The organism is Saccharopolyspora flava, assembly GCF_900116135.1.
Taxonomy (GTDB): domain Bacteria; phylum Actinomycetota; class Actinomycetes; order Mycobacteriales; family Pseudonocardiaceae; genus Saccharopolyspora; species Saccharopolyspora flava.
Map to the genome: position 1 here is coordinate 437284 of NZ_FOZX01000004.1, position 20479 is coordinate 457762.

A 20479-nucleotide genomic window follows, 5' to 3' on the forward strand; every position below is an offset into this window, starting at 1 on the left:
TGTCCCGGCTAGACAGACATCCGACACTTCGACGACGGAACAACGAGGTTCAGCCATGTCGGACTCCCCGCCCCGCGTCGCGCGCTCCCGGGACGAGAAGCGGCTGCTCGCCAGCACGCTCGTGGGCACGACCATCGAGTGGTACGACTTCTTCATCTACGCGCAGGCCGCGAGCCTGGTGTTCGCGCCGCACTTCTTCGGGCCGCTGAGCCAGGAGGCGCCCGGCCTGGCCAGCCTGCTGTCGCTGGCCACCATCGGGATCAGCTTCCTGTTCCGGCCGCTGGGCGCGGTGATCGCCGGGCGGTTCGGCGACCGCCTCGGGCGCAAGGCCATGCTGGTGATGACGCTGATCATGATGGGCTCGGCCACCGCCCTCATCGGACTGCTGCCGACCTACGCCCAGATCGGGGTCGCCGCGCCCGTCCTGCTGATCGTGCTGCGCGTCGTGCAGGGCTTCTCCGCGGGCGGCGAGTGGGGTGGCGCGGCGCTGATGGCCGTCGAGCACGCCCCGCGCGACAAGCGCGGCTACTTCGGCTCCTACCCGCAGACCGGGGTGCCGCTGGGGCTGATCCTGGCGACCGGTGTGCTGTGGGTGATCAGCTCGTCGACCACCGAGGAGCAGTTCAACGCCTGGGGCTGGCGCATCCCGTTCCTGCTGTCGGTCGCGCTCATCGTGTTCGGCTACCTGGTGCGCCGGATGGTCGAGGAGAGCCCGGTGTTCCGGGAGATGCTGGAGCGCAAGGCTCACTCCTCGGCGCCGCTGAGCGAGCTGTTCCGCAGCAACACCCGCAACGTGGTGCTCTCGGCGCTGATCTTCGTCGCCAACAACGCGGCCGGCTACCTGGTCATCGCCTACTTCCTCAGCTACGGCAAGACCCTCGGGCTGTTGCGGCCGACGGTGCTGCTGGCGACGATCGTCGGCGCCGTCGGCTGGCTGGTGTTCACCGTCTACGCGGGGTCGCTGTCCGACCGGATCGGGCGGGTGCGCACCTTCCAGATCGGCTATGCGGCGGTGTTCGTGTGGATGCTGCCGATGTTCCTGATGATGGAGACCGGCTCCGGCGTGATGTTCGCGCTGGCCATCGTGGTGCTGTCGTTCGGCATCGGCCTGTCCTACGGCCCGATGTCGGCGATGTACGCGGAGATGTTCCCGGCCAAGGTCCGCTACTCGGGTGTGTCCATCGGCTACGCCTTCGGCGCCATCCTCGGCGGGGCGTTCGCGCCGACCATCGCCGAAGCCCTCACCCAGGCCACCGGCAGCGCCTACTCCGTCGGCGCGTACATCATGGTGCTCAGCGTCATCTCGCTGCTCGCGGCCACCGCGGTCCGCGAACCCCGCGGCACCGACCTCACCGCGTGACGACCCGCGCCTCGGCACGACCGGGCGCCCGCACCGCGGACCGGCGGCGGGTGAAGACCCAGAGGCGCATCGCGAGGAATCTGGTGGTGCCGCCGAGGAGGGCCATCGCCGTGACGGCGGTGGCCTCCGCGGTGCTGGACGGGTCGGTGACGGCCAGGCCCAGCATCCAGAGGGCGACCTGGTTCGAGGCGCAGTAGAAGCCGAACGTCGCCAGCGTCTGCAGATGCATCCGCATCGGGTGCTCGTCGCGACCGGCGAACACCCAGCGGCGGTGCGCCAGGGTGCTGGCGATCGTGGTGATCAGCACCGAGAGCACGTTGGCGAACCCGGCGCTGAACGTGCCGCGCAGCAGCACGTACAGCGCCGCGTTGCCCAGCGTGGTGGCCGCGCCGATCCCCGTGAACAGTGCGGCCTGGCCGACGACGTGGCCGCGGAGCTCCCCCGAGAGCTCCGCGAGCCGCCTGGTGAGGCCACCCATGATCCGCCTTCCCACGCCTTCCCCGACTGCGCTCACCAAGGTAGGCGGGAAGTGCGGGTGCTCGTGGTGAACGAGCTGGGAAGAACCTGGGAACGTTCGATCAGCGCTGCATCCACTCGTCGTAGAAGGTGGGCAGCTGCGAGGCTCGGCCCTGGAACTCGGCGTCTCGCTTCTCGGTGAAGGCGGCGACGCCTTCCTTGCCGTCGCCGATGCTGGTGTGGAACATCGCCAGCGAGTCGATCCGGTGCGCCTCGCGGGGGTGGTCGTAGGCGCTGTTGCGCCGCATCATCTGCCTGGTCAGAGCGGTGGCCACCGGGGACTTGCCCTTCGTCCAGGCGTCGGCGAGCCGCAGGGCCTCCTGCATCAGCTCGTCGGGCTCGTGGACGGAGTTGGCCAGGCCCATCTCGGCGGTCGCGGCGGAGTCGAGGATGTCGGCGCGGTAGGCGAGGTCCAGGGCCCGGGGCATGCCGACGATGCGCGGCAGGAACCACGTCGAGGCGGCCTCGGGCACGATCCCGAGCCGCCCGAAGACCAGCCCGAACCGGGCCTTGGTCGACACCAGCCGGGCGTCCATCGCCAGCGTCATCGTCGCCCCGATGCCGACGGCGGCGCCGTTGATGGCGGCGATGACGGGCTTGCGGCAGTCGTGGATGGCCAGGGTGACCCGGCCGCCGGTGTCGCGGACGCGGCTCAGCTCGGGGTCGTCGAGGTCGTCCATGTCGGCCAGCGTCGGCGACTTCGACTCGTCGAGCCCGAAGACGTTGCCCTCGCTGCTGAGGTCCATCCCGGCGCAGAACGCGCGCCCCTCGCCGGTGACGACCACCGCGCGGATCGAGTCGTCGTCGTTGACCTGCACGAACGTCCGTTCCAGCTCGTCGGCCATCGTGGGGGTGAAGGCGTTGAGCTGGTCGGGGCGGTTCAGCGTGACGACGAGAACCCCGTCGATGACCTCGTGCCGGATCGTGCTCGGTTCCACACTCGACTCCTCGTGCTGCGCAGGGTTGGGTCCGGCCATCAACGTCCAGGATCGCCGGGGCAGTTTTAGCCACAACCGCCCCAGGTTGATGTCCGTTTTGTCTGGACAGTAATGGCTAAAACTGCCCACTGGTAACGAACGTCGCGGCGTGAGGTCACTCCTCCGGGCGGGTGCGCCAGGTCTCGGTGTAGAGGTTCTTGAGGTCGAGGAGGTGGTCGCGCATCCGCTCCTCGGCCTCGGCGGCCTCGCCGCGGGCGATGTGATCGGTGATCGCGATGTGGCAGGAGTCGACCTGGTCCCACTGCTCCGGGGCGACCGAGGCGCGGTCGAGGCGGGTGCGCAGCACGTCGCTGACCGGCTGGCCCATCATGGTCAGCATCAGGTTCCCGGTGGCCATGAGGATCATGGTGTGGAAGTCCATGTGCGTGACGAAACCGCTGGGATCGCGGGAATCGCGCGGGGCTTCGGCCGCCGCGCGCAGCGCCTCCACGGTGTCGTCGTCGGCGCGCTGGGCGGCCAGCCGGGCCGCGGCCGGCTCCAGCAGCAGGCGCGCTTCGAGGAGATCGCCGATGCCCATCTGCGGGGTGGTGACCAGGACGCCGAGCATGCCGCCGAGGTCGTCGACGAGCCGGGTGGGTTCGGGCGCGGCGACGAACGATCCGCCCTGCACGCCGCGCCGGGTCTCGATGAGGTGCTGGCTGGCCAGGGCGCGCAGCGCCTCGCGGACGGTGGAACGGCTGACGCCGAACATGCCGGTCAGCTCGGACTCCGACGGCAGCCGGGACCCGGGTTCCAGGCTGCCCCGCATGATCTGGGAGCGGAGCTCGTCGGCGACCTGCCGGTAGGCGGGCCGCACCTTCTGCACCCGCAGGTTCGCGCGCGGCGCGGCCTTGGGCGTCTCCTCCGGCGAGGTGGCGGTGCCCCGACGGTCCGGGTTCGGGCTCATCTGTTCACGCTCCGGAGTGCTCCTCGTGGCGCCGCGACCGCGTCGCGACCCTGCCTGCCATTGCATCGTATCCCCACAACACTGTCCCGAGCGGGATTGTTGTGCAAAAGTCTGACGTATGAGTGAACGTTCCCTGATCGGTGCCCGCAGCGTGCTGTTCGTCCCCGGTGACCGTCCCGACCGCTTCGCGAAGGCCGTGGACACCGGCGCGGACTTCGTCGTCCTGGACCTGGAGGACGCGGTCGCGCCGGAGTCCAAACAGGACGCCCGGCGCGCCGTGTCGGACTGGCTGAGCACCGCCCCGCCCAACGTGATCGTGCGCGTCAACCCGCCGTCGACCCCGTGGTACGCCGAGGACGTCGCCGCGGTGCCCGGCGTTCCGGTGATGCTGCCCAAGGCCCAGGACCCCGCGGAGGTCGCCGCGCTGGCCGCCGCGATGGGGCCGGAACCGCAGATCATCCCGCTGATCGAGACCGCCGTCGGCATCCACCGGGCCGCCGAGGTGTGCGCGGTGCCCGGGGTGGTCCGGCCGGCGTTCGGCAGCGTGGACCTGGCCGCCGAGCTCGGCGTGGACCCGGCCGACAACGAGGCCTTGCGCCACGCCCGCTCGGCCCTGGTGCTGGCCGCCCGGGTGGCCGGGGCGGGCGCGCCGATCGACGGCGTCACCACCGCGGTGCGCGACGAGGAGCTGCTGCTGGCCGACTCCGCGCACGCGCTCTCGCTGGGTTGTACCGCCAAGCTGTGCATCCACCCGGCGCAGGTCGAGCCGGTCTCGCGCGCCTTCGCGCCCACCGCCGACGAGCTCGACTGGGCGAGGAAAGTGCTGGTCGCGGCGGGTTCCGGGGGAGTGGCGGTGCTCGACGGCAAGCTCATCGACCGCCCGGTGGAGCTGCGGGCGCGGGCGATCCTGCTGCGCGCCGGCGAGTCCGAATTTCTCGGCTGAACTCTTGCGGTTCTAAATGTCTGATGATTAGTGTCCCCGGTGTGGCCGGGACCACCCGGTCGCCCCGCGCACCACCGGCGCGGGGCCCGAGGGGCGCGCAGCGCAGCGCGCCGGAGGGAGCACGACAATGGCGTCTCGTCCATCCGACCCCGGCACCGGAGCGGCTCCGCCGACCACCGCCGACCTCACCGCCCGCCTCGACCGCATCCCCGTCGTCACCAGGCAGCACCACCGCTGGGCCTGGCTGCTGGGCTCGCTGTTCGTCTTCGACCTCGTCGACCTCAACTCCTTCGCCTTCGCCGCCCCCGCCCTGCGCGCCGAGTGGGGACTGTCGATCGGCGCGGTCGGTGCGATCACCTCCGCCGGGTTCGTCGGCATGTTCGTCGGCGCCATCGTCGGCGGCCGGCTCTCCGACCGCATCGGACGACGCCCGGTGCTCATCGGCGCCGTGTTCTTCTACTCGCTGTTCTCCCTGCTCAGCGCCTTCGCCGTCGGACCGTGGTCGCTCGGGGTCCTGCGCGTGCTCACCGGATTCGGCCTGCAGGCCATGACCGGCGTGCTGCTGGTGTGGGTCAGCGAGATGTTCCCGCGCGCCCACCGCGGCCGCTGGCAGGCGCTGCTGCTGGCCATCGGCCTGGCCGGAGTCCCGATCGCGGCCTGGGCCGCCCGGCTGCTGGTGCCGCTGGGCGAAGGCGGCTGGCGCTGGATCTTCGTGCTCGGCGCGCTGGGCGCCATCGCCGGTGTCATCGCGCTGAAGGTGCTGCCGGAGTCGGTGCGCTGGCGCGCCGCCCACGGCCTCACCGGTGGCGAGGAGGAGCTGGTCGCGAAGCTGGAGGCGCAGGCCGAGCAGCGCACCGGACAGCCGCTGCCGGAACCGGTGGCCGAAAAGCCCGTCGTGGCGGGCAAGGTCGGCGAACTGCTGCGCGGCGCCACCCTGCGCAAGACGATCGTCGCCGCGCTGGGCTGCGTGTTCCTGATCCTGTCGTTCTACGGCTTCAGCTCGTGGGTGCCCACGCTGCTGGTCGAGCGCGGCTACACCACCGCCCAGAGCCTCACGTTCTCGTCGATCCTGGCGATCGCCGCGGTGCCCGGCGCCCTGCTGGCGATGCCGATCATCGACCGCTTCGAGCGCAAGACCGTCATCTTCGGCCTGGAGGTCGCGGTCGCCGTCCTGCTGCTGCTGTTCGGCCTGATCCCGCACTCGGCCGCCATCCTGATCTGCGGATTCGGCGCCGCGATGCTCATGCAGACCGGTGTGGCCACGCTCTACACCTACATCGCCGAGGTCTTCCCGCTGCACCTGCGCGGCCTCGGTTCCGGCATCGCCAACGGCTCCGGGCGGCTGGCCGGTGTCGTCGGCGGATTCCTGGTCGCGGGCCTGTACTCCGGCTTCGGGCTGCCCGCCGTCTACGTCTACCTCGCCCTCGCCGCCCTGGCGATGGGACTGGTGATGCTGCTGTTCGGCGAGCGCACCACCAACCGCCGACTGGAAGAGATCGAACGCGCCTGAGCGCGACGAAGGAGTGTGCAACGCATGTCCGTCAAACCCGGCTGGCAGGGCCGATTCTTCGAGGACTTCGAAGTCGGCGACATCTACCAGCACCCGCTGGGCCGCACCATCACCGACACCGACAACACGTGGTTCACGCTGCTGACCATGAACACCAACCAGGCGCACTTCAACGCCCAGGTCGGTGCGGACTCGGAATTCGGGAAGATGCTGGTGGTCTCGCCGCTGACGATCTCCATCGCGATCGGGCAGTCGGTCACCGACCTGACCCAGAACGCCTTCGCCAACCTCGGTCTCGACGAGCTCAAGCTCACCGCGCCGGTCTTCTCCGGCGACACCCTGTGGTCGGAGTCGATCGTGCTGTCCAAGCGCGAGTCCGGGTCGCGGCCGAAGGCCGGCATCGTCACCGTCAAGACCCGCACCCTCAACCAGGACGCCGTCGAGGTCCTGTCGTTCAAGCGCACCTTCTACGTGCACAAGAAGGAAGCGGGCGGGGCCGGGACGCTGTTCCCGCAGGCCGCCGAGCCGCTGAGCCTGGAGGAGTCATGAGGCCCCTGGAGGACGTGCGGATCGTCTCGCTGGAGCAGTACGGCGCGGGCCCGTTCGGATCGATGCACCTGGCCGAGCTGGGCGCGCAGATCATCAAGATCGAGGACCCGTCGGTCGACGGCGACGTGGGGCGCACCGTGCCGCCGTACGCCGCCGACGGCGACTCGCTGTTCTTCCAGTCGTTCAACCGCGACAAGTCCTCGGTCACCCTCGACATCCGCACCGACGAGGGCCGGAAGGTCTTCGAGGACCTGGTGCGCGAGGCCGACGCGGTGTACTCGAACCTGCGCGGTGACGTGCCGGAGAAGCTGCGCATCCGCTACGACGACCTCAAGGACATCAACCCGCGCATCGTCTGCTGCTCGCTGACCGGCTTCGGCATGACCGGGCCGCGTTCCAGGGAACCCGGCTACGACTACGTGCTGCAGGCCCTCGGCGGGTGGATGTCGCTGACCGGCGAACCCGGTGGCGCGCCGCAGAAAACGGGACTGTCCCTAGTGGACTACTGCGGCGGGTACGTGGCGGCGATCTCGCTGCTGTCGGGCATCCACGCCGCCCGCCGCGACGGCGTCGGCACCGACTGCGACCTGTCGCTCTACGACACCGCGATCAGCCTGCTCACCTACCCCGGCACCTGGCACCTCACCGCCGGCTACGAGCCCGCCCGGACGCGGCAGTCGGCGCACCCGTCGCTGGTGCCGTTCCAGGCCTTCGAGGCCGCCGACGGGTGGCTGGTCATCGGCTGCGCCAAGGAGAAGTTCTGGCATCGGCTCACCGAGGTCATCGGCAGGCCGGACCTCGCTTCCGACGAGCGGTTCACGACCTTCGCCGACCGCGACCGCAACCGCGCCGAACTCCTCCCGGAGCTGGAGGGAATCCTGCGCACCCGCACCGTCGCCGAGTGGCTGGAACCGCTGTACGCGGCGTCGATCCCGTGCGCGCCGATCAACGACGTCGCCGCCGCCATGACCGAACCGCACACCGTCGAGCGCGACCTCATCGCCAGCACCGAGCACCCCGCGTTCGGCACCGTGCGGACCCTCCGCAGCGCCGTGCGCGTCGGCCCGCCCGGTGCCGACCGGGTGCCGACCCGACCTGCGCCCGCGATGGGCGCCGACACCGACCGCGTCCTGCGGGACCTGGGATACACCGACGAGGCGATCGCCGAGCTGCGCGACGCCGGCGTGCTGGGGAAGGGCTGAGCAATGGACTTCACGCTCAACGACGAACAACGGCTGTTCCGCGACACGCTGCGCGACTTCGTCGACCGCGAGATCGTGCCGGTGGCCCGCGACTGGGAGGCCTCCGGCCGGTACCCGACCGAGATCGTGGAGGGGATGAAGCAGCTGGGCCTGTTCGGCCTCGCCGTCCCCGAGGAGTACGGCGGTCTCGGCGCCGACACGGTGTCGTTCGCGCTGGCCTTCGAGGAGATCTCCCGCGGCTGGATGGGCATCGCCGGCATCCTCGGCAGCCACTCGGTGTCGTGCTTCATGCTCGCCCGCCACGGCACCGAGGAGCAGAAGGCCAAGTACCTGCCGGAACTGGCCACCGGGCAGCGCCGCACCGGCATCGCCCTCACCGAACCCGGCGCGGGCACCGACCTGCAGGGCATCCTCACCACCGCCCGCCGCGACGGCGACGACTACGTCATCAACGGCACCAAGATGTGGATCACCAACGCCCGGCACGCCGACCCGCTGCCGGTACTGGTCAAGACCGATCCCACCGCCAGCCCCGCCCACCGCGGCATGAGCATCCTGCTCGTCGACGCCGACACGCCCGGGCTGGAGGTCACCCGCGACATCGGCAAGCTCGGCTACAAGGGCACCGAGTCCTGCGAGGTCGTGCTCACCGATGTGCGGGTTCCCGCCTCCCAGCTGCTCGGCGGCGTCGAGGGACGCGGCATGCAGCAGGCGCTGTCGTCGCTGGAGACCGGGCGGATCAACATCGCCGCGCGCAGCGTCGGCATCGCCCAGCGCGCCTACGAGGAAGCCCTCGGCTACGCCCGCGACCGCACCGCGTTCGGCCAGCCCATCGGCGACTTCCAGGCCGTGCAGCTGCGGGTGGCCGAGATCGCCGTGCGGCTCCAGTCGGCGCGGCTGATGACCTACTGGGCGGCCTCCCGGATGGACGACGGCGTGCGGATGGACACCGAGTCCGGCATGGCCAAGATCTTCGCCTCCGAGCAGGCCCTGGCCTGCGCGACCGACGCCATGCGCATCCACGGCGGCTACGGTTACTCCACGGAGTTCGAGGTCGAGCGGCTGTACCGGGACGCCCCGCTGATGTCGATCGGCGAGGGCACCAACGACGTGCTGCGCGGCGTGGTCGCCAAGGCGCTGCTCGCGGGCAAGGCGACGCTGCGGTGACGCGAACAGGAGGATCGACGATGACTCTGTCCCGCCAGGTGGCCGACTTCGCCGCCAAGGCCACGCTCTCCGACGTCCCGGACGACGTGCTGCTGCGCGCCCGGCACCTCGTGCTCGACGCGGTCGGGCTCGCCTTCGCCTCCACCCGCTACCCGTTCGCGGCGGTCGCGCGGCACGCGCTGAGCTCGTTCGGCGGCGGTGACCAGCCGGTGCTGGCCATGCCTGACCGGCTCCCGGCGCGCGACGCCGCGGTGCTCAACGGCGTGCTCATCCACGGCATGGACTTCGACGACACCCACATCCCGGCGGTCACCCACGTCTCGGCCGCCGCGCTGCCCGCGGCGCTGGCGGCGGCGGTGGCCCAGGGCGCCACCACCCGGGACCTGCTGCTGGCCTACGTGCTCGGCGTGGAGGTCTCGGCGCGGGTCGGCGTCGGCGGCGCGGGCGGGTTCCACGACGTCGGGTTCCACCCCACGGCCGTCGCGGGCGCCTTCGGGGCGTCGGTGGCGGCGGGCAAGATCACCGGACTCGACGCCGACGGGCTCGCCACCGCCCAGGGCATCGTGGGGTCGATGAGCTCCGGGCTGCTGGAATTCCTCGCCGACGGCGCCTGGACCAAGCGGCTGCACCCGGGCTGGGCGGCCATGTCGGGCCTGACCGCCGCCGGCTTCGCGAAGGCCGGCTGGACCGGGCCGAACGAGGTCTACGAAGGCCGCTTCGGGCTCTACAACACGCACCTGACCGGGCGCGAGACGCGTCCGGAGGCCGTGGTCGAGGGCTGGGGCGAGACGTGGGAGCTGATGCGCACCGCCGTCAAGCCCTACCCGATCTGCCACTTCATCCACGCCTTCGCCGACGCCGCGCTCATCCTGCGCCCCGAGATCGGCGACACCGAGATCAGCAGCGTGCGGTGCGCGATCCACCCGGTGCCGGGCAAGGTCGTGTGCGAACCGCTGGAGGCCAAGTGGGCTCCGCGCGACGAGTACGACGCGAAGTTCAGCCTCCCGTTCGTGGTCGCCGCCGCCCTGCGGCGCGGGCGCTTCACGCTCACCGAGCTGGAGGACGACGCGCTGCGGGACCGGGGGATCCTGGATCTGGCGGGCAAGGTGACCGTCGTCGATGACGACGAAAGCGCTTTCCCCGCAGCCTATTCCGGCTACGTCGAGATCGAGCTGGCCGACGGGCGGGTGCTGCGGCACCGCGAGCAGGTCAACCGCGGCCACGACGAGCGCCCGCTGAGCAACGACGAGATCGTCGCGAAGTTCCACGACACCATCGGCACCGCGGCCTCGGCCGCCACCGCCGAGAAGGTGCTCGACGCCGTCCTCTCGCTCGGCGACGACACCCCGGCGGCCGACTTCGCGGAGGCCTGCCGTGGCTGAAGAGGTCCAGGTCGGGGTCTTCCTGACCCACCAGCAGCCCGCAGGGCGCGATCCGGTCGAGGCGTTGGGCGAACAGCTCCGCCTCGTCCGGGCCGCCCGGGACGGCGGGCTGGACTCGGTGTTCGCCGGGCAGCACCACCTGCCCGAGTCGTTCTCCCACATCCAGCCGCTGCCGTGGCTGGCCCGGCTGGCGGCCGAGGCGGGGGAGATGCGCATCGGCACCGGGATCCACCTGCTCGCGCTGCACAACCCGGTCGACACCGCCGAGAACTTCGCGAGCCTCGACGCCGTCACCGGCGGGCGCTCGGTGTTCGGCGTGGGCCTGGGCTACCGGGAGGTCGAGTACGCGGCGTTCGGGGTGCCACCCGAGCAGAAGGTCAAGCGGTTCACCGAGAACCTGCGCATCGTCCAGGAGCTGTGGAGCGGCGAGCCCGTCCACGCCGACAACCCGTGGTGCCGGCTCGACGGCGTCCGCTCCACCTCGCTGCCGCACCGCACACCCCCGGTGTGGATGGCGGCCAACTCCGACGGCGCAGTGCGTCGCGCGGCCCGGCTCGGCGACACCTGGATGATCAACCCGCACGCCACCACGGCCACCGTCCGCAGGCAGCTCGACCTCTTCCACGCCGAACGCGCCGCCGCGGGCCGCGAACCGGTCCGCGAACTGCCGCTCATGCGCGAGATCTACTGCGCCCCCACGAGGGATCGCGCGCTGGAACTCGCCCGGCCGCACCTGGCCCGCAAGTACGAGGTGTACGCCGACTGGGGCCAGGACAAGGTGATGCCGGACCGGGAGTCGTTCCGCAGCGACTACGCCGAACTCGCCGACGACCGGTTCATCGTCGGCTCCCCGCAGGACTGCGTCGACGCGCTGCTGCCGTGGCGAGACTCCTTGGGAGTCAACCACTTCATCCTCCGCACCGACTGGGCGGGAATGCCGATCGACGATGCCCTCGCCTCGCTCCACCGCCTCGCCACCGAGGTCGCCCCCGCCCTCCGCTCGTCCTGACGGGCCCGGGGTGACCGATTACTCCGGTATTCCGGCGACGGAAAACCGCCGTAATCGGGCGACGGATTACGGGAGTAATCCGGTCACGGAATACCGGAGTAATCGGGCGACGGAATACTCCGGTATTCCGTCACCCCGACGGCGGCGGGGGATCGGGCTAGGTGGTGAGCGAGTCGGCTATCTTTCGGGCCTTCTCGTAGCAGGTTTCGCAGGTGGGCCAGAACCAGGCGAGTTCGGAGTTGTCGGCGCTCTGCTCGGTCAGGCCGCACAGCGTCGACACCTCGGTGCCCGTCGGGTAGACGAAAGTGCCCTCCGGGCGCGGGTCTTCGCTCGCGTGGCGTGCCGATGCCGACGGAACCCAATGAAACGGATACATCGCTTCCCCCAGGGTGATCTGCGACTGTCCACATCAGAATCGACGTCTACTAGTCATCGATCAAGTACCTGATCGAGCGATGGATATACCAGTTCAGAGGGTCTACGTTTCGTCTCGTGCCTGTAGACGCCAACACGATGACGCCGAGAGCCCGCGCCCTGGCCGCCGCGATCCGCACGATCCGCGAGGAATGCGGGATCAGCGGCCGCGAGCTCAGCAAACGCCTCGGCATGAGCCACGGCACGATCTCCCACTGGGAAACCGGCCGCAGAGTGCCCACCCCGGAAGACGTCGCCTCCCTCCTCACCGCAGCCGGGGTCACGGGAGCGGAGAAGAGGCGGATCGTCGACCTGGCCAAGCACGCCGGAGAACCCAACTGGCTCACCGTCGGCATGCCCGGCATCCCCCAACAACTCGCAGGCGCAGTCGAATGCGAACGCGCCGCCTCGGCGATCTACCAGTGGGCGCCCATGCTCATCCCAGGGCTGCTCCAGACGACCGACTACGCGCGGGCGCTGATGAGAGCAGCCGGTTTGCCACCCAACGAGATCGAGGCGCGAACCATGGTGCGCATCGCTCGCCGGGAGGTGATCACGCGCAAGAGACCCCTCGACCTGCACGTGCTGCTGGGCGAGAACGCGCTGCGGGACCGAATCGGGTCGAGCGAGGTGATGGTTGATCAGCTCCGCAACATCCGCGAGCTGATGCAACGGGACAACGTGACGGTCCAGCTCGTGCGGCCCGGCGTGGGCTGGCACCCCGGGGTGCTGGGTCCCTTCGTCCTCTACGAGTTCCCGGACGCGCCCTCAGCGGTGCACTTCGAGCACTTCAGCTCGGGAGCCTTCGTCGTCGACACAGACGATGTTCACGAGTATGGACACGCGGTCGACCTGATCGGCAGAGTTGCCATGAGCCCTGAAGCCACCTCAGAGCTCATCGAAGAGATCGCGTGCAGCACGGAGGCCCAGTGGTGAACGAAGTGCGGAACTGGCGCAAGTCCAGCTACAGCGGCCCGAACGGCGAATGCGTCGAGGTCGCCCGATTATCCGGCCACACCGCAGTGCGCGACTCGAAGCACCCGGCAGGCGGCTTCGTCACGGCGACTCCCTCCCAGTGGAGTGCGTTCGTGCGCGCGCTCAAGCTCAACCGCTTCGCGGACTAGAACCACATCGACGACTCGGGTCCTCACCCCGCCCTTTTCCGCGTTCAGTGGGGTGGTCGTCTCTGGAGGGGGACAGTTTTAGCCATAATTGTCCCGACATTTCGGACATTGATCATGGGTGATTATGGCTAAAACTGTCCCCTGTCAACGGCCGATGGCAACGTGCGCCGCGCGGCGCTCTGGGCGAGTCGCCACCGGGGTGACTCGGGGTCGGCGGCCTCGATCTGTTCCGCGATGAGGACCTCGGCTACGCTCGGCGGCTGCGTGAGGCCGGGGTGCCGTGCGACCTGCACGTCGTGCCCGGCACGGACCGCGGGGCCGACGCCGTGGGCGCCGTCGATGCGGCGGTTCCGGATCGAGGTGGTCGAATCGGTGGGGCCGCACGTGGGGTGAACCGAGGAGGAATCGTGGACGCGCCGTTGATCACCGTCGAGGAACCGGGCTCGTTCGGGTGGCGGGTGTTCCACGAGCGGCACCCGGTGATGATCGAGCGGCTGTGCGCGGCCCACCCGTTCGGGCCCGACGTGCGCGACGGCCTGGCCGCGCTGCTGGAGGAGTCCACGCGCGGAGTCGTCACGCCGCTGGACGACGACGCTCCGGATCACGACGTGTGGCACGCCTGGATCGCCGACGAGATCGGAAAGCCCTGGTCGCAGACCTCGTTCCTGTTCGCCGAGAGCTACTTCTTCCGGAAGCTCCTCGCCGCGACCGGGTTCTTCTCCTCCGGACCGTGGCGCGGCGTCGACCCGTTCGCGCCGATGAAGCGGGCCGAGCTGCACAACGCCGCCACCGCCGACACGCTCAAGGCCCTCGACGCGCTGCCGCGGCTCGACGACGCCGAACGCGACGCCGCCGCGGTGCGGGCAGCCGTGTGGGGCAACCAGGCAGACCTGGCGTTCCAGCTGTCCACCGACGCCAGCGGCACCACATCGGGCCTGGTCACCGGCTCACCCGAGGAGTTCTGGGCGCTGTTCGGCGAGCCCGGCGAGGTGCACCTGGTCGCCGACAACGCCGCCGGCGAGCTCGCCGCCGACCTGGTGCTCGTCGACCGGCTGCTGACCACCGGCCGGGCCGAGCGCATCGTGCTGCACGTCAAGCCGACGCCCTACTACGTCTCCGACGCGACGCCCACCGACGTGCTCGAAGTCCTGCACCACCTCACCGGCCTCCCCGGCGAAGCAGGCGAGATCGGGCGCCGCGTCCAGGACTCGTTGCGGGAAGGGCGGATCGCGGTGCGCTCGCACCCGTTCTTCTGCGCGCCGAAGGAGTACGCCGAGATGCCCGGCGACCTGCGCGCCGAGTTCGCCGCGGCCTCGGTCACGATCTTCAAGGGCGACCTCAACTACCGCAGGCTCGTCGGCGACCGCCACTGGCCCGCGACCCGCCCGTTCGCCGACGCGGTGGCGCACTTCCCGGGTCCGGTGGCCGCGCTGCGGGTCCTCAAGTCCGAGGTCGTCGTCGGCCTCGACGCCGACACCGTTTCGGCGCTCGACGCCGAAGGCGAGGCCTGGCGCACCCGGGGATCCCACGCCCTGGTCCAAACCCGCTGATCCCGGTGTGCCGCCGGTCACCTCCGGGCAACCTCGGGATCTCCCGCCGCGAAGCGATCCTGCCTCGGATGGCGGAATCCCGTTCCGCTGCGCCGAGATCGCGGTAGCGTCGATCTCGCGGTCGATGGGGGAACGTCGATCGCGACATCGGAGAACTGGGGAGACAACCATGTTCGATGCGCAGGTGAACCGCCGTTCGGCGTTGATCGGAGGCGTCGGGGCGCTGGGGGCGGCGACCGTCCTGCCCGGGATCGCGTCGGCGCAGGACTACCCGCCGAACTGGCCGGAGTTGGAGCCCTACGGGACCGCCGACCAGCGCGACGACCTGAAGATGCGGGACGACAACTCGCGGGTCCTCGACCTCGAACTGCGGCCGCGCGACGAGGAACTGGGCCGGGTGTGGATCCGCGACACCTACGTCAACCACTTCGTCGTCGACGGCGAGTCCGTCTACGTCGCCACCGGGACCACCCGTCCCGACGGCGCGGAGGCGGCGAACGCCTACAACGACGGGATCTTCGTGTGGACCGCCGCGTCCCTCGACGGTCCTTGGAAGTTGGTGGACACCACGGGGATTCGTCCCGATGCCGAGAAGGGCAAGGTGTGGTCGCCGGAGTTCGTCACCGAGAACGAACCCGGCCGGACCGTCGTCGCCCCGTGGCAGACCTACTGGGGCGAGGGCGAGAACAAGGGCGGTGCCGCGTGGGCGCCGGAGGTCCACCACTTCCGGGGGACCTGGTTCATCGTGGCGTGCATGGGTGACTCGTCGCGGAAGGTCGGGTCGTTCATGCTGCGCAGCGAAGGCGGCCTGGCCGGGCCGTACCGGGTGGTGACCGGGAACCTGGAGAAGCCCTTCGGCGACCTCAACCCCGGAGCTCCCGACGGTGTGGATCCCGAGCGGTACTACCACATCGACGGCGGCCTCTACACCGAAGGCGACAGGGCGTGGCTGGTGCTGCACAACGATCTCTACGCCGAGTTCCAGGACGACATGGAGGACATCGTCCCCAAGACGAACCTGCCCCTGTTCCAGCAGCAGCGCTACGATCCCGAGCCCTACATCGAGGGCGCGTACGTGACCAAGTACCAGGGCAAGTACTGGCTCGTGCAGTCCGTGTGGAACATGAAGGGGCCGAACGGGCGGCAGGCCTACACCCCCGACGGCACCAAGTTCCAGTACGACGCGGTGATCGCGGTCGCCGACCGGTTCGAGGGCCCGTACTCGAAGCGCTGGACCGCGGGGATCGGCGCCGGGCACAACAACCTGTTCGTCGACGCCGACGGGGCGTTGTGGGCGACGTTCTTCCGCAATCCCGCCGCCGGGTACTGGAGCACGCCCGGCCGCAAGGAGAACGCCGCCGTGGCCGGCATCGTGCGCATGGAGTGGACCGGCCCGACCGGGAATCGGGTGTACGTGCAGCGCCGGGCGTGAGCGCGGGCCCGAACCGTCCTGGTCCGAGCGGGACCAGGACGGTTCGGGCTCACCTGCTCCGGTCGACGGACAGGTCGGCGATCGTCCGCATCCGTTCGACCGCCTCGGTCCCGGGTAATCCCGCGAGGCTGTCGCGGGCTGCGGTGATCTCCTCGGTTGCGCGGGAACGGCTGAGCTCCAGCGCGCCGGTCGTCTCCAGCAGCTCGCGCATCAGCCGGTGCGCCTCGGGTGCCGGGAGAGTGCCGGACAGCGCCTCGGTGAAGCGGGCCTTGCCGGTGCTGTCCGCGCGGTCGTAGCCCACCAGCACCGGGTGCGTCGGGCGGAGGTTGGCGACGTCGCTGGTGGCGGGCTTGCCGGTGTGCTCGCCCAGGTAGGGCAGCAGGTCGTCGTAGATCTGGAAACCCAGCCCGAGGTGCTCGGCGTAGCGGGTCACCGCGTCGGTGTGCTCGGGCGAGGCGCCGGCCAGGATCGCCCCGGCGCGGCAGGCTCCCCGGAACAGCGCGCCGGTCTTGAGCGCCGCCATCTCCAGGTAGTCGGCGACCGGGCGGGTCGGATCGCCCGCCATCGCCGACTCCCGCACCTGGCCCCGGCACACGTCGGCGCCCGCCCCGGCCAGCACCCGCGCGGCCTCCAGCACGGCGGCGGGCGAAGCCGGGCACTCGGAGAGCGCGGTGACCATCGTCAGGATCAGGTAGTCGCCGGTGACCAGCGCATTGGGCGTGCCGTAGCGGGCGTGCACGGTCGGGCGGCCCCGGCGCAGCTCGTCGTCGTCGATGATGTCGTCGTGCACCAGCGTCGCCACGTGCAGGTACTCGACCGCCAGCGCGGCGGGCAGCAGCGGGGCGCTGTCCGCGCCGGTGGCCTCCGCCGAGGTCAGCAGCAGGACCGGCCGCAGCATCTTGCCCGGGGCCAGCAGCGCGTGCCCGGCCATCTGCTCGGTGCGGTCGGCCGCGGCGGACCACCGCTCGTCCAACTCCCGGCGGAGCGCTTCGACGAGTTCCGGGGTGAATCGGCCCTCACCCGGATCACATCGCTTGTCGCGCAACGGAATCCGTGACGTCCCCTCGTTCACGGGCGGGTGGTGAATGGTGAGCACAGGCCGATCTCCGTTCGTCGAAAGCGCGCGTGCGCGGTGCCCGCCCGAAATCGGGCGGGGCGAGTTCGCGTAGTTCCCCCAGGCGAGAAGCCTGTTGGAGATCTTGATTCGGAATCTCGTGCGCTGTCAACGAATCCCCGCCATCACCGGGTAAATCTCAGGGGTGACCCTGAAGAACCCGGAACCGACTCGGGGTCGAACAATCAGTCCGCCGTGGATGAATCGGTGTTTTCCCGGAATTCTGGGAAAAGAAGTGTCGGATCTACGACGCCACGACCAGATCCAGGCCTCGGGCGTGGAAGTGGGCCGTGGTGGCCGCGTCCGCTGCGGGGTCGGTGACCAGGGTCCAGTCGGAGCCGAGCGGGGCCTGGGCGCGGAACGGGCGGCGGCCGAGCTTGTCGGCGTGCACCAGCACGTAGACCCGATCGGCGCGCCGCGCCATGAGCTCCTTGAGGCGGGTCTGCTCCAGGTCCGCCTCGCAGATGCCGTGCTCGGCGGTGACGCCGTCGGCGCCGAGGAACGCGCGGTCGAAGGTCCGCCGCTCCAGGGCGGCCTCGGTCAGCGGCCCGACGAAGCCCTGGCTCAGCGGACGCAGCGCACCACCCAGGCACTCGACCCGCAGGTCCGCGTGAGCCAGCTCGTGCAGCACCGTGATCGAGGTGGTGACGACCGTCAGATCGCTGCGGTGCGCCAGCTCGCGGGCCAGGGCGGTGGTGGTGCTGCCCGAGTCGAGCAGCACCGTCTCACCCGGGCGCACCTGCTCGGCCGCCCAGCGCGCGATGGTGCGCTTGGCGTCGGTGGCCTCACCGTTGCGCTGGCCAAGCGGGGCCTCATGCTGCACCGGGATGGCCCCGCCGTAGGTGCGGGCGAGGCGGCCCGCCGCCTCCAGCTGGGCCAGGTCCCGCCGGATCGTCGAGGCCGTCACCCCGAACGCCCGCGACAGCTCCTCGACGCTGGCCAGCCCGGAACCCTCGGCCAGGGCGAGGATCGCGTCCCGCCGTTCCCGTGCTCCGCGTGCCATCCCGCTCATCCGCAGAGGTTCGCGGCCTGCCGGAGGGCTTCGACCATGCTGTCGGCGCTGGCCTTGCCCGTGCCCGCGATGTCGAAGGCCGTGCCGTGATCGACCGAGGTGCGGATGACCGGCAGCCCGACGGTGATGTTCACGCCGGTCTCGATGCCCAGCACCTTCACCGGCCCGTGGCCCTGGTCGTGGTACATCGCCACGATCAGGTCGTACTCGCCGCGGGTGGCCAGGAAGAACGCGGTGTCGGCCGGCAGCGGGCCCTGCGCGTCGATGCCGTCGGCGCGCAGGTTCTCCAGCGCGGGGACGATCTTGGAGTCCTCCTCGCCGTAGCCGAACAGCCCGTTCTCGCCCGCGTGCGGGTTGATCCCGCAGACGCCGATGCGCGGGGACTCCACGCCGGAGTCGCGCAGCGTCCGGTACCCGCGGCGCACGGTGCGCTCCACCAGCCCGGGTTCGATCTTGGCGACGGCGTCGAGGAGCCCGACGTGGGTGGTCACGTGGATGACCTTCATCGTCGGCGCCGCGAGCATCATCGACACCTCCTCGGTGCCGGTCAGGTGCGCGAGGAGCTCGGTGTGGCCCGGGAAGATGTGCCCGGCCGTGTGCAGCGCCTCCTTGTTCAGCGGCGCGGTGCAGATGGCCTGGGCGGCACCGCTGGTCGCCAGCTCGCTGGCCACCCGGATGTAGTGGAAGGCGGCGTCCCCGGCCACCGGCGACACCTCGCCCCAGGGCAGGTCGGCGGGCAGCAGACCGAGGTCGACGACGTTGATCCGGCCCGGGGCGAACACCGCGTCGTCGATCGAGTCGACCGCGACGATCTCGGTTTCGGCACCCAGGATCTCGGCGGCTCGGCGCAGCCGGGCCGCGTCGCCGATGACGACGGGGCGGCAGCGGCCGGCGACGTCGGGGTCGAGGAGCGCGCCGACGGTGACCTCGGGGCCGACTCCGGCGCCGTCGCCCATCGTCACGGCGATCACGGGGGTGGGACTGTTCATGGGGACAACCTTTCGCTTCCTGCGGGACGGAGGTGTTCGACGATGCGGGCGAGGCTGTCGGCCTCGCCGAAGCTGCCGGGACGGGTCACCACCGAGGTGCCCTCCGGCGTGCGGCAGACGACCGCGCCGTGGTGGACCTGACCGACCGGGGTCAGCGAGCGCACGCCGAGCGCGTCGAGCACCAGCCGGGCGGTCTCCCCGCCGGTGAGCACCAGGTCCACCGGGTCCGGGTGGCGTGCGACGAGGCGCGCGGCGGTGGTGGCCAGGTCGCGGGCCAGTTCCCGGGAGCGCTCCGGGGCGAGCGGTTCGGAGGGGCCGATGCGCAGCGCGACCGGGCCGTGGTCCAGCGCGGCGAGCGCGCCCGACGCGTCGTGGTGGCCGAGGACGCGCGTTCCGCGCAGCGCGGCGAGGCGCAGCTGCTCGGCGGCGGTGGGCGAGGCCGTGCCGACCACCATCAGCAGCGGATTTCCCGTTGGCGGGGGCGGGGTTTCGGAAACCGGGTGCGTGCCGGTGCGGCCGAGCGCGGCGGCCAGACCACCGGAACCGGCGAGCCTCGCACCGTCCGGGGTCGCGGCGACCACCGCGTCGAGATCGGAGTCGGTCTCGCCGTCGCAGATCGGAACCTCTTGTGCGGCAAGGGAGTCCGCGATCGCGGTGGCCAGCGCGTCCGAGCGGACGGTGTCCAGCGGGATGCTGCGGCAGGGGAGCGGCGCCAGCGCCTCGGCGATGCTGCGCGGCGGGGCGAGGTCTTCGGCCTGCCACGCCTTCGAGAGGTGCAGCGGGACTCCGCGCACGTGCGCGACGCCGCCGGTCGCGGTCCGGCCCAGCGCGGGCAGCGCCGGTGCCACGACCAGCGGCCGTTCCGCCGCGGCTGCCAGCACCGCCGCCACCGGCCCGCGCAGCAGCGAGTCGATCTTGACGAACACCGGGCACCCGTCCTGCTCGCGCAACGCCTCGCGGGCCAGCCGACCCGCCTCGGCGGCCGGGAGCGCGCGGTGATCGAGGTCCGCCACGACCACTGTTTGCGCGTTGTGCGCAAGTGGAGCGAAATGCGGTCCGCGCAGTTCGACCGTGGCGGAGCGGCCGAGGGGGCGCAGGCACGCGGCGGTCTCCACCGCGCCGGACAAGTCGTCCGCCAGCGCGAACAGTCCCTCGGTCAGCACGCTCAGCTCCTCGTCGCGGTCCCGCCGGCCGGTGCGGCGGAGTGCGCACCACGCTAACTGGTTTGCGCGTTTCGCGCTACGGCTATTGCGCGAAACGCGCAATCCTGCCATCGTGAGCTCCGCAACGAGGCCGGGTGGCCACCGCCGTTCCCCCGAGGA

General features: G+C 70.9%; 20 protein-coding genes. 12 read left to right on the top strand and 8 right to left on the bottom strand.

Features of this window, described 5'->3' with window-relative positions:
- The first annotated feature begins 55 nt into the window (after positions 1 to 55).
- Positions 56 to 1360 carry an MFS transporter gene (locus tag BM424_RS15435; protein ID WP_093418043.1) on the top strand — a complete coding sequence of 435 codons (1305 nt, stop codon included), beginning with the start codon at positions 56 to 58 and terminating at the stop codon, positions 1358 to 1360.
- On the opposite strand, the gene BM424_RS15440 is transcribed toward BM424_RS15435, so the two are convergent.
- From BM424_RS15440 to BM424_RS15450, 3 genes are all read right to left on the bottom strand, one after another.
- Positions 1350 to 1838, bottom strand: coding sequence for a GtrA family protein (locus BM424_RS15440; RefSeq protein ID WP_093418046.1), 489 nt, complete (start codon positions 1836 to 1838; stop codon positions 1350 to 1352). The genes BM424_RS15435 and BM424_RS15440 overlap by 11 nt on opposite strands.
- A 100-nt stretch (positions 1839 to 1938) precedes the next feature.
- A complete protein-coding gene (locus tag BM424_RS15445; protein WP_093418048.1) occupies positions 1939 to 2814 on the bottom strand; it encodes a crotonase/enoyl-CoA hydratase family protein in 876 nt (291 codons plus the stop codon).
- Positions 2815 to 2968: 154 nt separating this feature from the next.
- Complete coding sequence (locus tag BM424_RS15450) at positions 2969 to 3760, bottom strand: FadR/GntR family transcriptional regulator (RefSeq protein ID WP_093418051.1); 792 nt, start codon at positions 3758 to 3760, stop codon at positions 2969 to 2971.
- A 118-nt stretch (positions 3761 to 3878) separates the two neighbouring features.
- On the opposite strand from BM424_RS15450, the gene BM424_RS15455 reads away from it, so the two are divergent.
- From BM424_RS15455 to BM424_RS15485, 7 genes are all read left to right on the top strand, one after another.
- Positions 3879 to 4703, top strand: coding sequence for an HpcH/HpaI aldolase/citrate lyase family protein (locus BM424_RS15455; protein ID WP_093418053.1), 825 nt, complete (start codon positions 3879 to 3881; stop codon positions 4701 to 4703).
- A 127-nt stretch (positions 4704 to 4830) separates the two neighbouring features.
- On the top strand, positions 4831 to 6213 hold the full coding sequence (locus BM424_RS15460; RefSeq protein ID WP_093418056.1) for an MFS transporter: 1383 nt from the start codon (positions 4831 to 4833) through the stop codon (positions 6211 to 6213).
- A gap of 24 nt (positions 6214 to 6237) precedes the next feature.
- Positions 6238 to 6762: a MaoC family dehydratase gene (locus tag BM424_RS15465; RefSeq protein WP_093418058.1), complete on the top strand. Its 525-nt coding sequence runs from the start codon at positions 6238 to 6240 to the stop codon at positions 6760 to 6762.
- On the top strand, positions 6759 to 7964 hold the full coding sequence (locus BM424_RS15470) for a CaiB/BaiF CoA transferase family protein (protein ID WP_093418061.1): 1206 nt from the start codon (positions 6759 to 6761) through the stop codon (positions 7962 to 7964). The genes BM424_RS15465 and BM424_RS15470 overlap by 4 nt, the downstream gene beginning before the upstream one ends.
- Positions 7965 to 7967: 3 nt before the next feature.
- A complete protein-coding gene (locus BM424_RS15475; protein ID WP_093418063.1) occupies positions 7968 to 9131 on the top strand; it encodes an acyl-CoA dehydrogenase family protein in 1164 nt (387 codons plus the stop codon).
- Between the two features lie 20 nt (positions 9132 to 9151).
- The gene (locus BM424_RS15480) at positions 9152 to 10513 is read left to right on the top strand and encodes an MmgE/PrpD family protein (RefSeq protein WP_093418066.1); all 1362 of its coding nucleotides are present in this window, start codon (positions 9152 to 9154) and stop codon (positions 10511 to 10513) included.
- The gene (locus tag BM424_RS15485; protein WP_093418069.1) at positions 10506 to 11522 is read left to right on the top strand and encodes an LLM class flavin-dependent oxidoreductase; all 1017 of its coding nucleotides are present in this window, start codon (positions 10506 to 10508) and stop codon (positions 11520 to 11522) included. The genes BM424_RS15480 and BM424_RS15485 overlap by 8 nt, the downstream gene beginning before the upstream one ends.
- Positions 11523 to 11679: 157 nt before the next feature.
- On the opposite strand, the gene BM424_RS15490 is transcribed toward BM424_RS15485, so the two are convergent.
- Complete coding sequence (locus BM424_RS15490) at positions 11680 to 11898, bottom strand: HC3 family zinc finger protein (RefSeq protein ID WP_093418071.1); 219 nt, start codon at positions 11896 to 11898, stop codon at positions 11680 to 11682.
- Positions 11899 to 12014: 116 nt separating this feature from the next.
- On the opposite strand from BM424_RS15490, the gene BM424_RS15495 reads away from it, so the two are divergent.
- The 4 genes from BM424_RS15495 to BM424_RS15510 all read left to right on the top strand — a co-directional run bounded on the left by BM424_RS15495 (position 12015) and on the right by BM424_RS15510 (position 16042).
- On the top strand, positions 12015 to 12872 hold the full coding sequence (locus BM424_RS15495; RefSeq protein ID WP_093418074.1) for a helix-turn-helix domain-containing protein: 858 nt from the start codon (positions 12015 to 12017) through the stop codon (positions 12870 to 12872).
- Positions 12869 to 13060 (top strand): DUF397 domain-containing protein, encoded by a 192-nt coding sequence (locus BM424_RS15500; RefSeq protein WP_093418303.1) that lies wholly within the window; start codon positions 12869 to 12871, stop codon positions 13058 to 13060. The genes BM424_RS15495 and BM424_RS15500 overlap by 4 nt, the downstream gene beginning before the upstream one ends.
- A 407-nt stretch (positions 13061 to 13467) precedes the next feature.
- Positions 13468 to 14610 (top strand): damage-control phosphatase ARMT1 family protein, encoded by a 1143-nt coding sequence (locus BM424_RS15505; protein ID WP_217649716.1) that lies wholly within the window; start codon positions 13468 to 13470, stop codon positions 14608 to 14610.
- 169 nt (positions 14611 to 14779) lie between these two features.
- Positions 14780 to 16042, top strand: a complete 1263-nt coding sequence (locus BM424_RS15510; RefSeq protein WP_093418076.1) for a family 43 glycosylhydrolase — start codon at positions 14780 to 14782, stop codon at positions 16040 to 16042.
- Positions 16043 to 16091: 49 nt separating this feature from the next.
- On the opposite strand, the gene BM424_RS15515 is transcribed toward BM424_RS15510, so the two are convergent.
- The 4 genes from BM424_RS15515 to BM424_RS15530 form a co-directional block, all read right to left on the bottom strand.
- A complete protein-coding gene (locus tag BM424_RS15515; RefSeq protein ID WP_245775871.1) occupies positions 16092 to 17087 on the bottom strand; it encodes a polyprenyl synthetase family protein in 996 nt (331 codons plus the stop codon).
- Between the two features lie 313 nt (positions 17088 to 17400).
- Entirely contained in the window at positions 17401 to 18159 is a 759-nt protein-coding gene (locus BM424_RS15520) for a DeoR/GlpR family DNA-binding transcription regulator (protein ID WP_093418079.1), read from the bottom strand.
- A gap of 5 nt (positions 18160 to 18164) precedes the next feature.
- On the bottom strand, positions 18165 to 19157 hold the full coding sequence (gene pdxA / locus BM424_RS15525) for a 4-hydroxythreonine-4-phosphate dehydrogenase PdxA (RefSeq protein WP_093418081.1): 993 nt from the start codon (positions 19155 to 19157) through the stop codon (positions 18165 to 18167).
- Entirely contained in the window at positions 19154 to 20320 is a 1167-nt protein-coding gene (locus BM424_RS15530) for a four-carbon acid sugar kinase family protein (RefSeq protein WP_217649717.1), read from the bottom strand. Before BM424_RS15530 ends, pdxA begins: the two co-directional genes overlap by 4 nt.
- Positions 20321 to 20479: the final 159 nt, after the last annotated feature.

Coding starts and splice junctions, on each gene's coding strand:
- BM424_RS15435 (WP_093418043.1), top strand. CDS start 56: ATGTCGGACTCCCCGCCCCGCGTCGCGCGCTCCCGGGACGAGAAGCGG.
- BM424_RS15440 (WP_093418046.1), bottom strand. CDS start 1,838: ATGGGTGGCCTCACCAGGCGGCTCGCGGAGCTCTCGGGGGAGCTCCGC.
- BM424_RS15450 (WP_093418051.1), bottom strand. CDS start 3,760: ATGAGCCCGAACCCGGACCGTCGGGGCACCGCCACCTCGCCGGAGGAG.
- BM424_RS15455 (WP_093418053.1), top strand. CDS start 3,879: ATGAGTGAACGTTCCCTGATCGGTGCCCGCAGCGTGCTGTTCGTCCCC.
- BM424_RS15460 (WP_093418056.1), top strand. CDS start 4,831: ATGGCGTCTCGTCCATCCGACCCCGGCACCGGAGCGGCTCCGCCGACC.
- BM424_RS15465 (WP_093418058.1), top strand. CDS start 6,238: ATGTCCGTCAAACCCGGCTGGCAGGGCCGATTCTTCGAGGACTTCGAA.
- BM424_RS15470 (WP_093418061.1), top strand. CDS start 6,759: ATGAGGCCCCTGGAGGACGTGCGGATCGTCTCGCTGGAGCAGTACGGC.
- BM424_RS15475 (WP_093418063.1), top strand. CDS start 7,968: ATGGACTTCACGCTCAACGACGAACAACGGCTGTTCCGCGACACGCTG.
- BM424_RS15480 (WP_093418066.1), top strand. CDS start 9,152: ATGACTCTGTCCCGCCAGGTGGCCGACTTCGCCGCCAAGGCCACGCTC.
- BM424_RS15490 (WP_093418071.1), bottom strand. CDS start 11,898: ATGTATCCGTTTCATTGGGTTCCGTCGGCATCGGCACGCCACGCGAGC.
- BM424_RS15510 (WP_093418076.1), top strand. CDS start 14,780: ATGTTCGATGCGCAGGTGAACCGCCGTTCGGCGTTGATCGGAGGCGTC.
- BM424_RS15520 (WP_093418079.1), bottom strand. CDS start 18,159: ATGGCACGCGGAGCACGGGAACGGCGGGACGCGATCCTCGCCCTGGCC.
- pdxA (WP_093418081.1), bottom strand. CDS start 19,157: ATGAACAGTCCCACCCCCGTGATCGCCGTGACGATGGGCGACGGCGCC.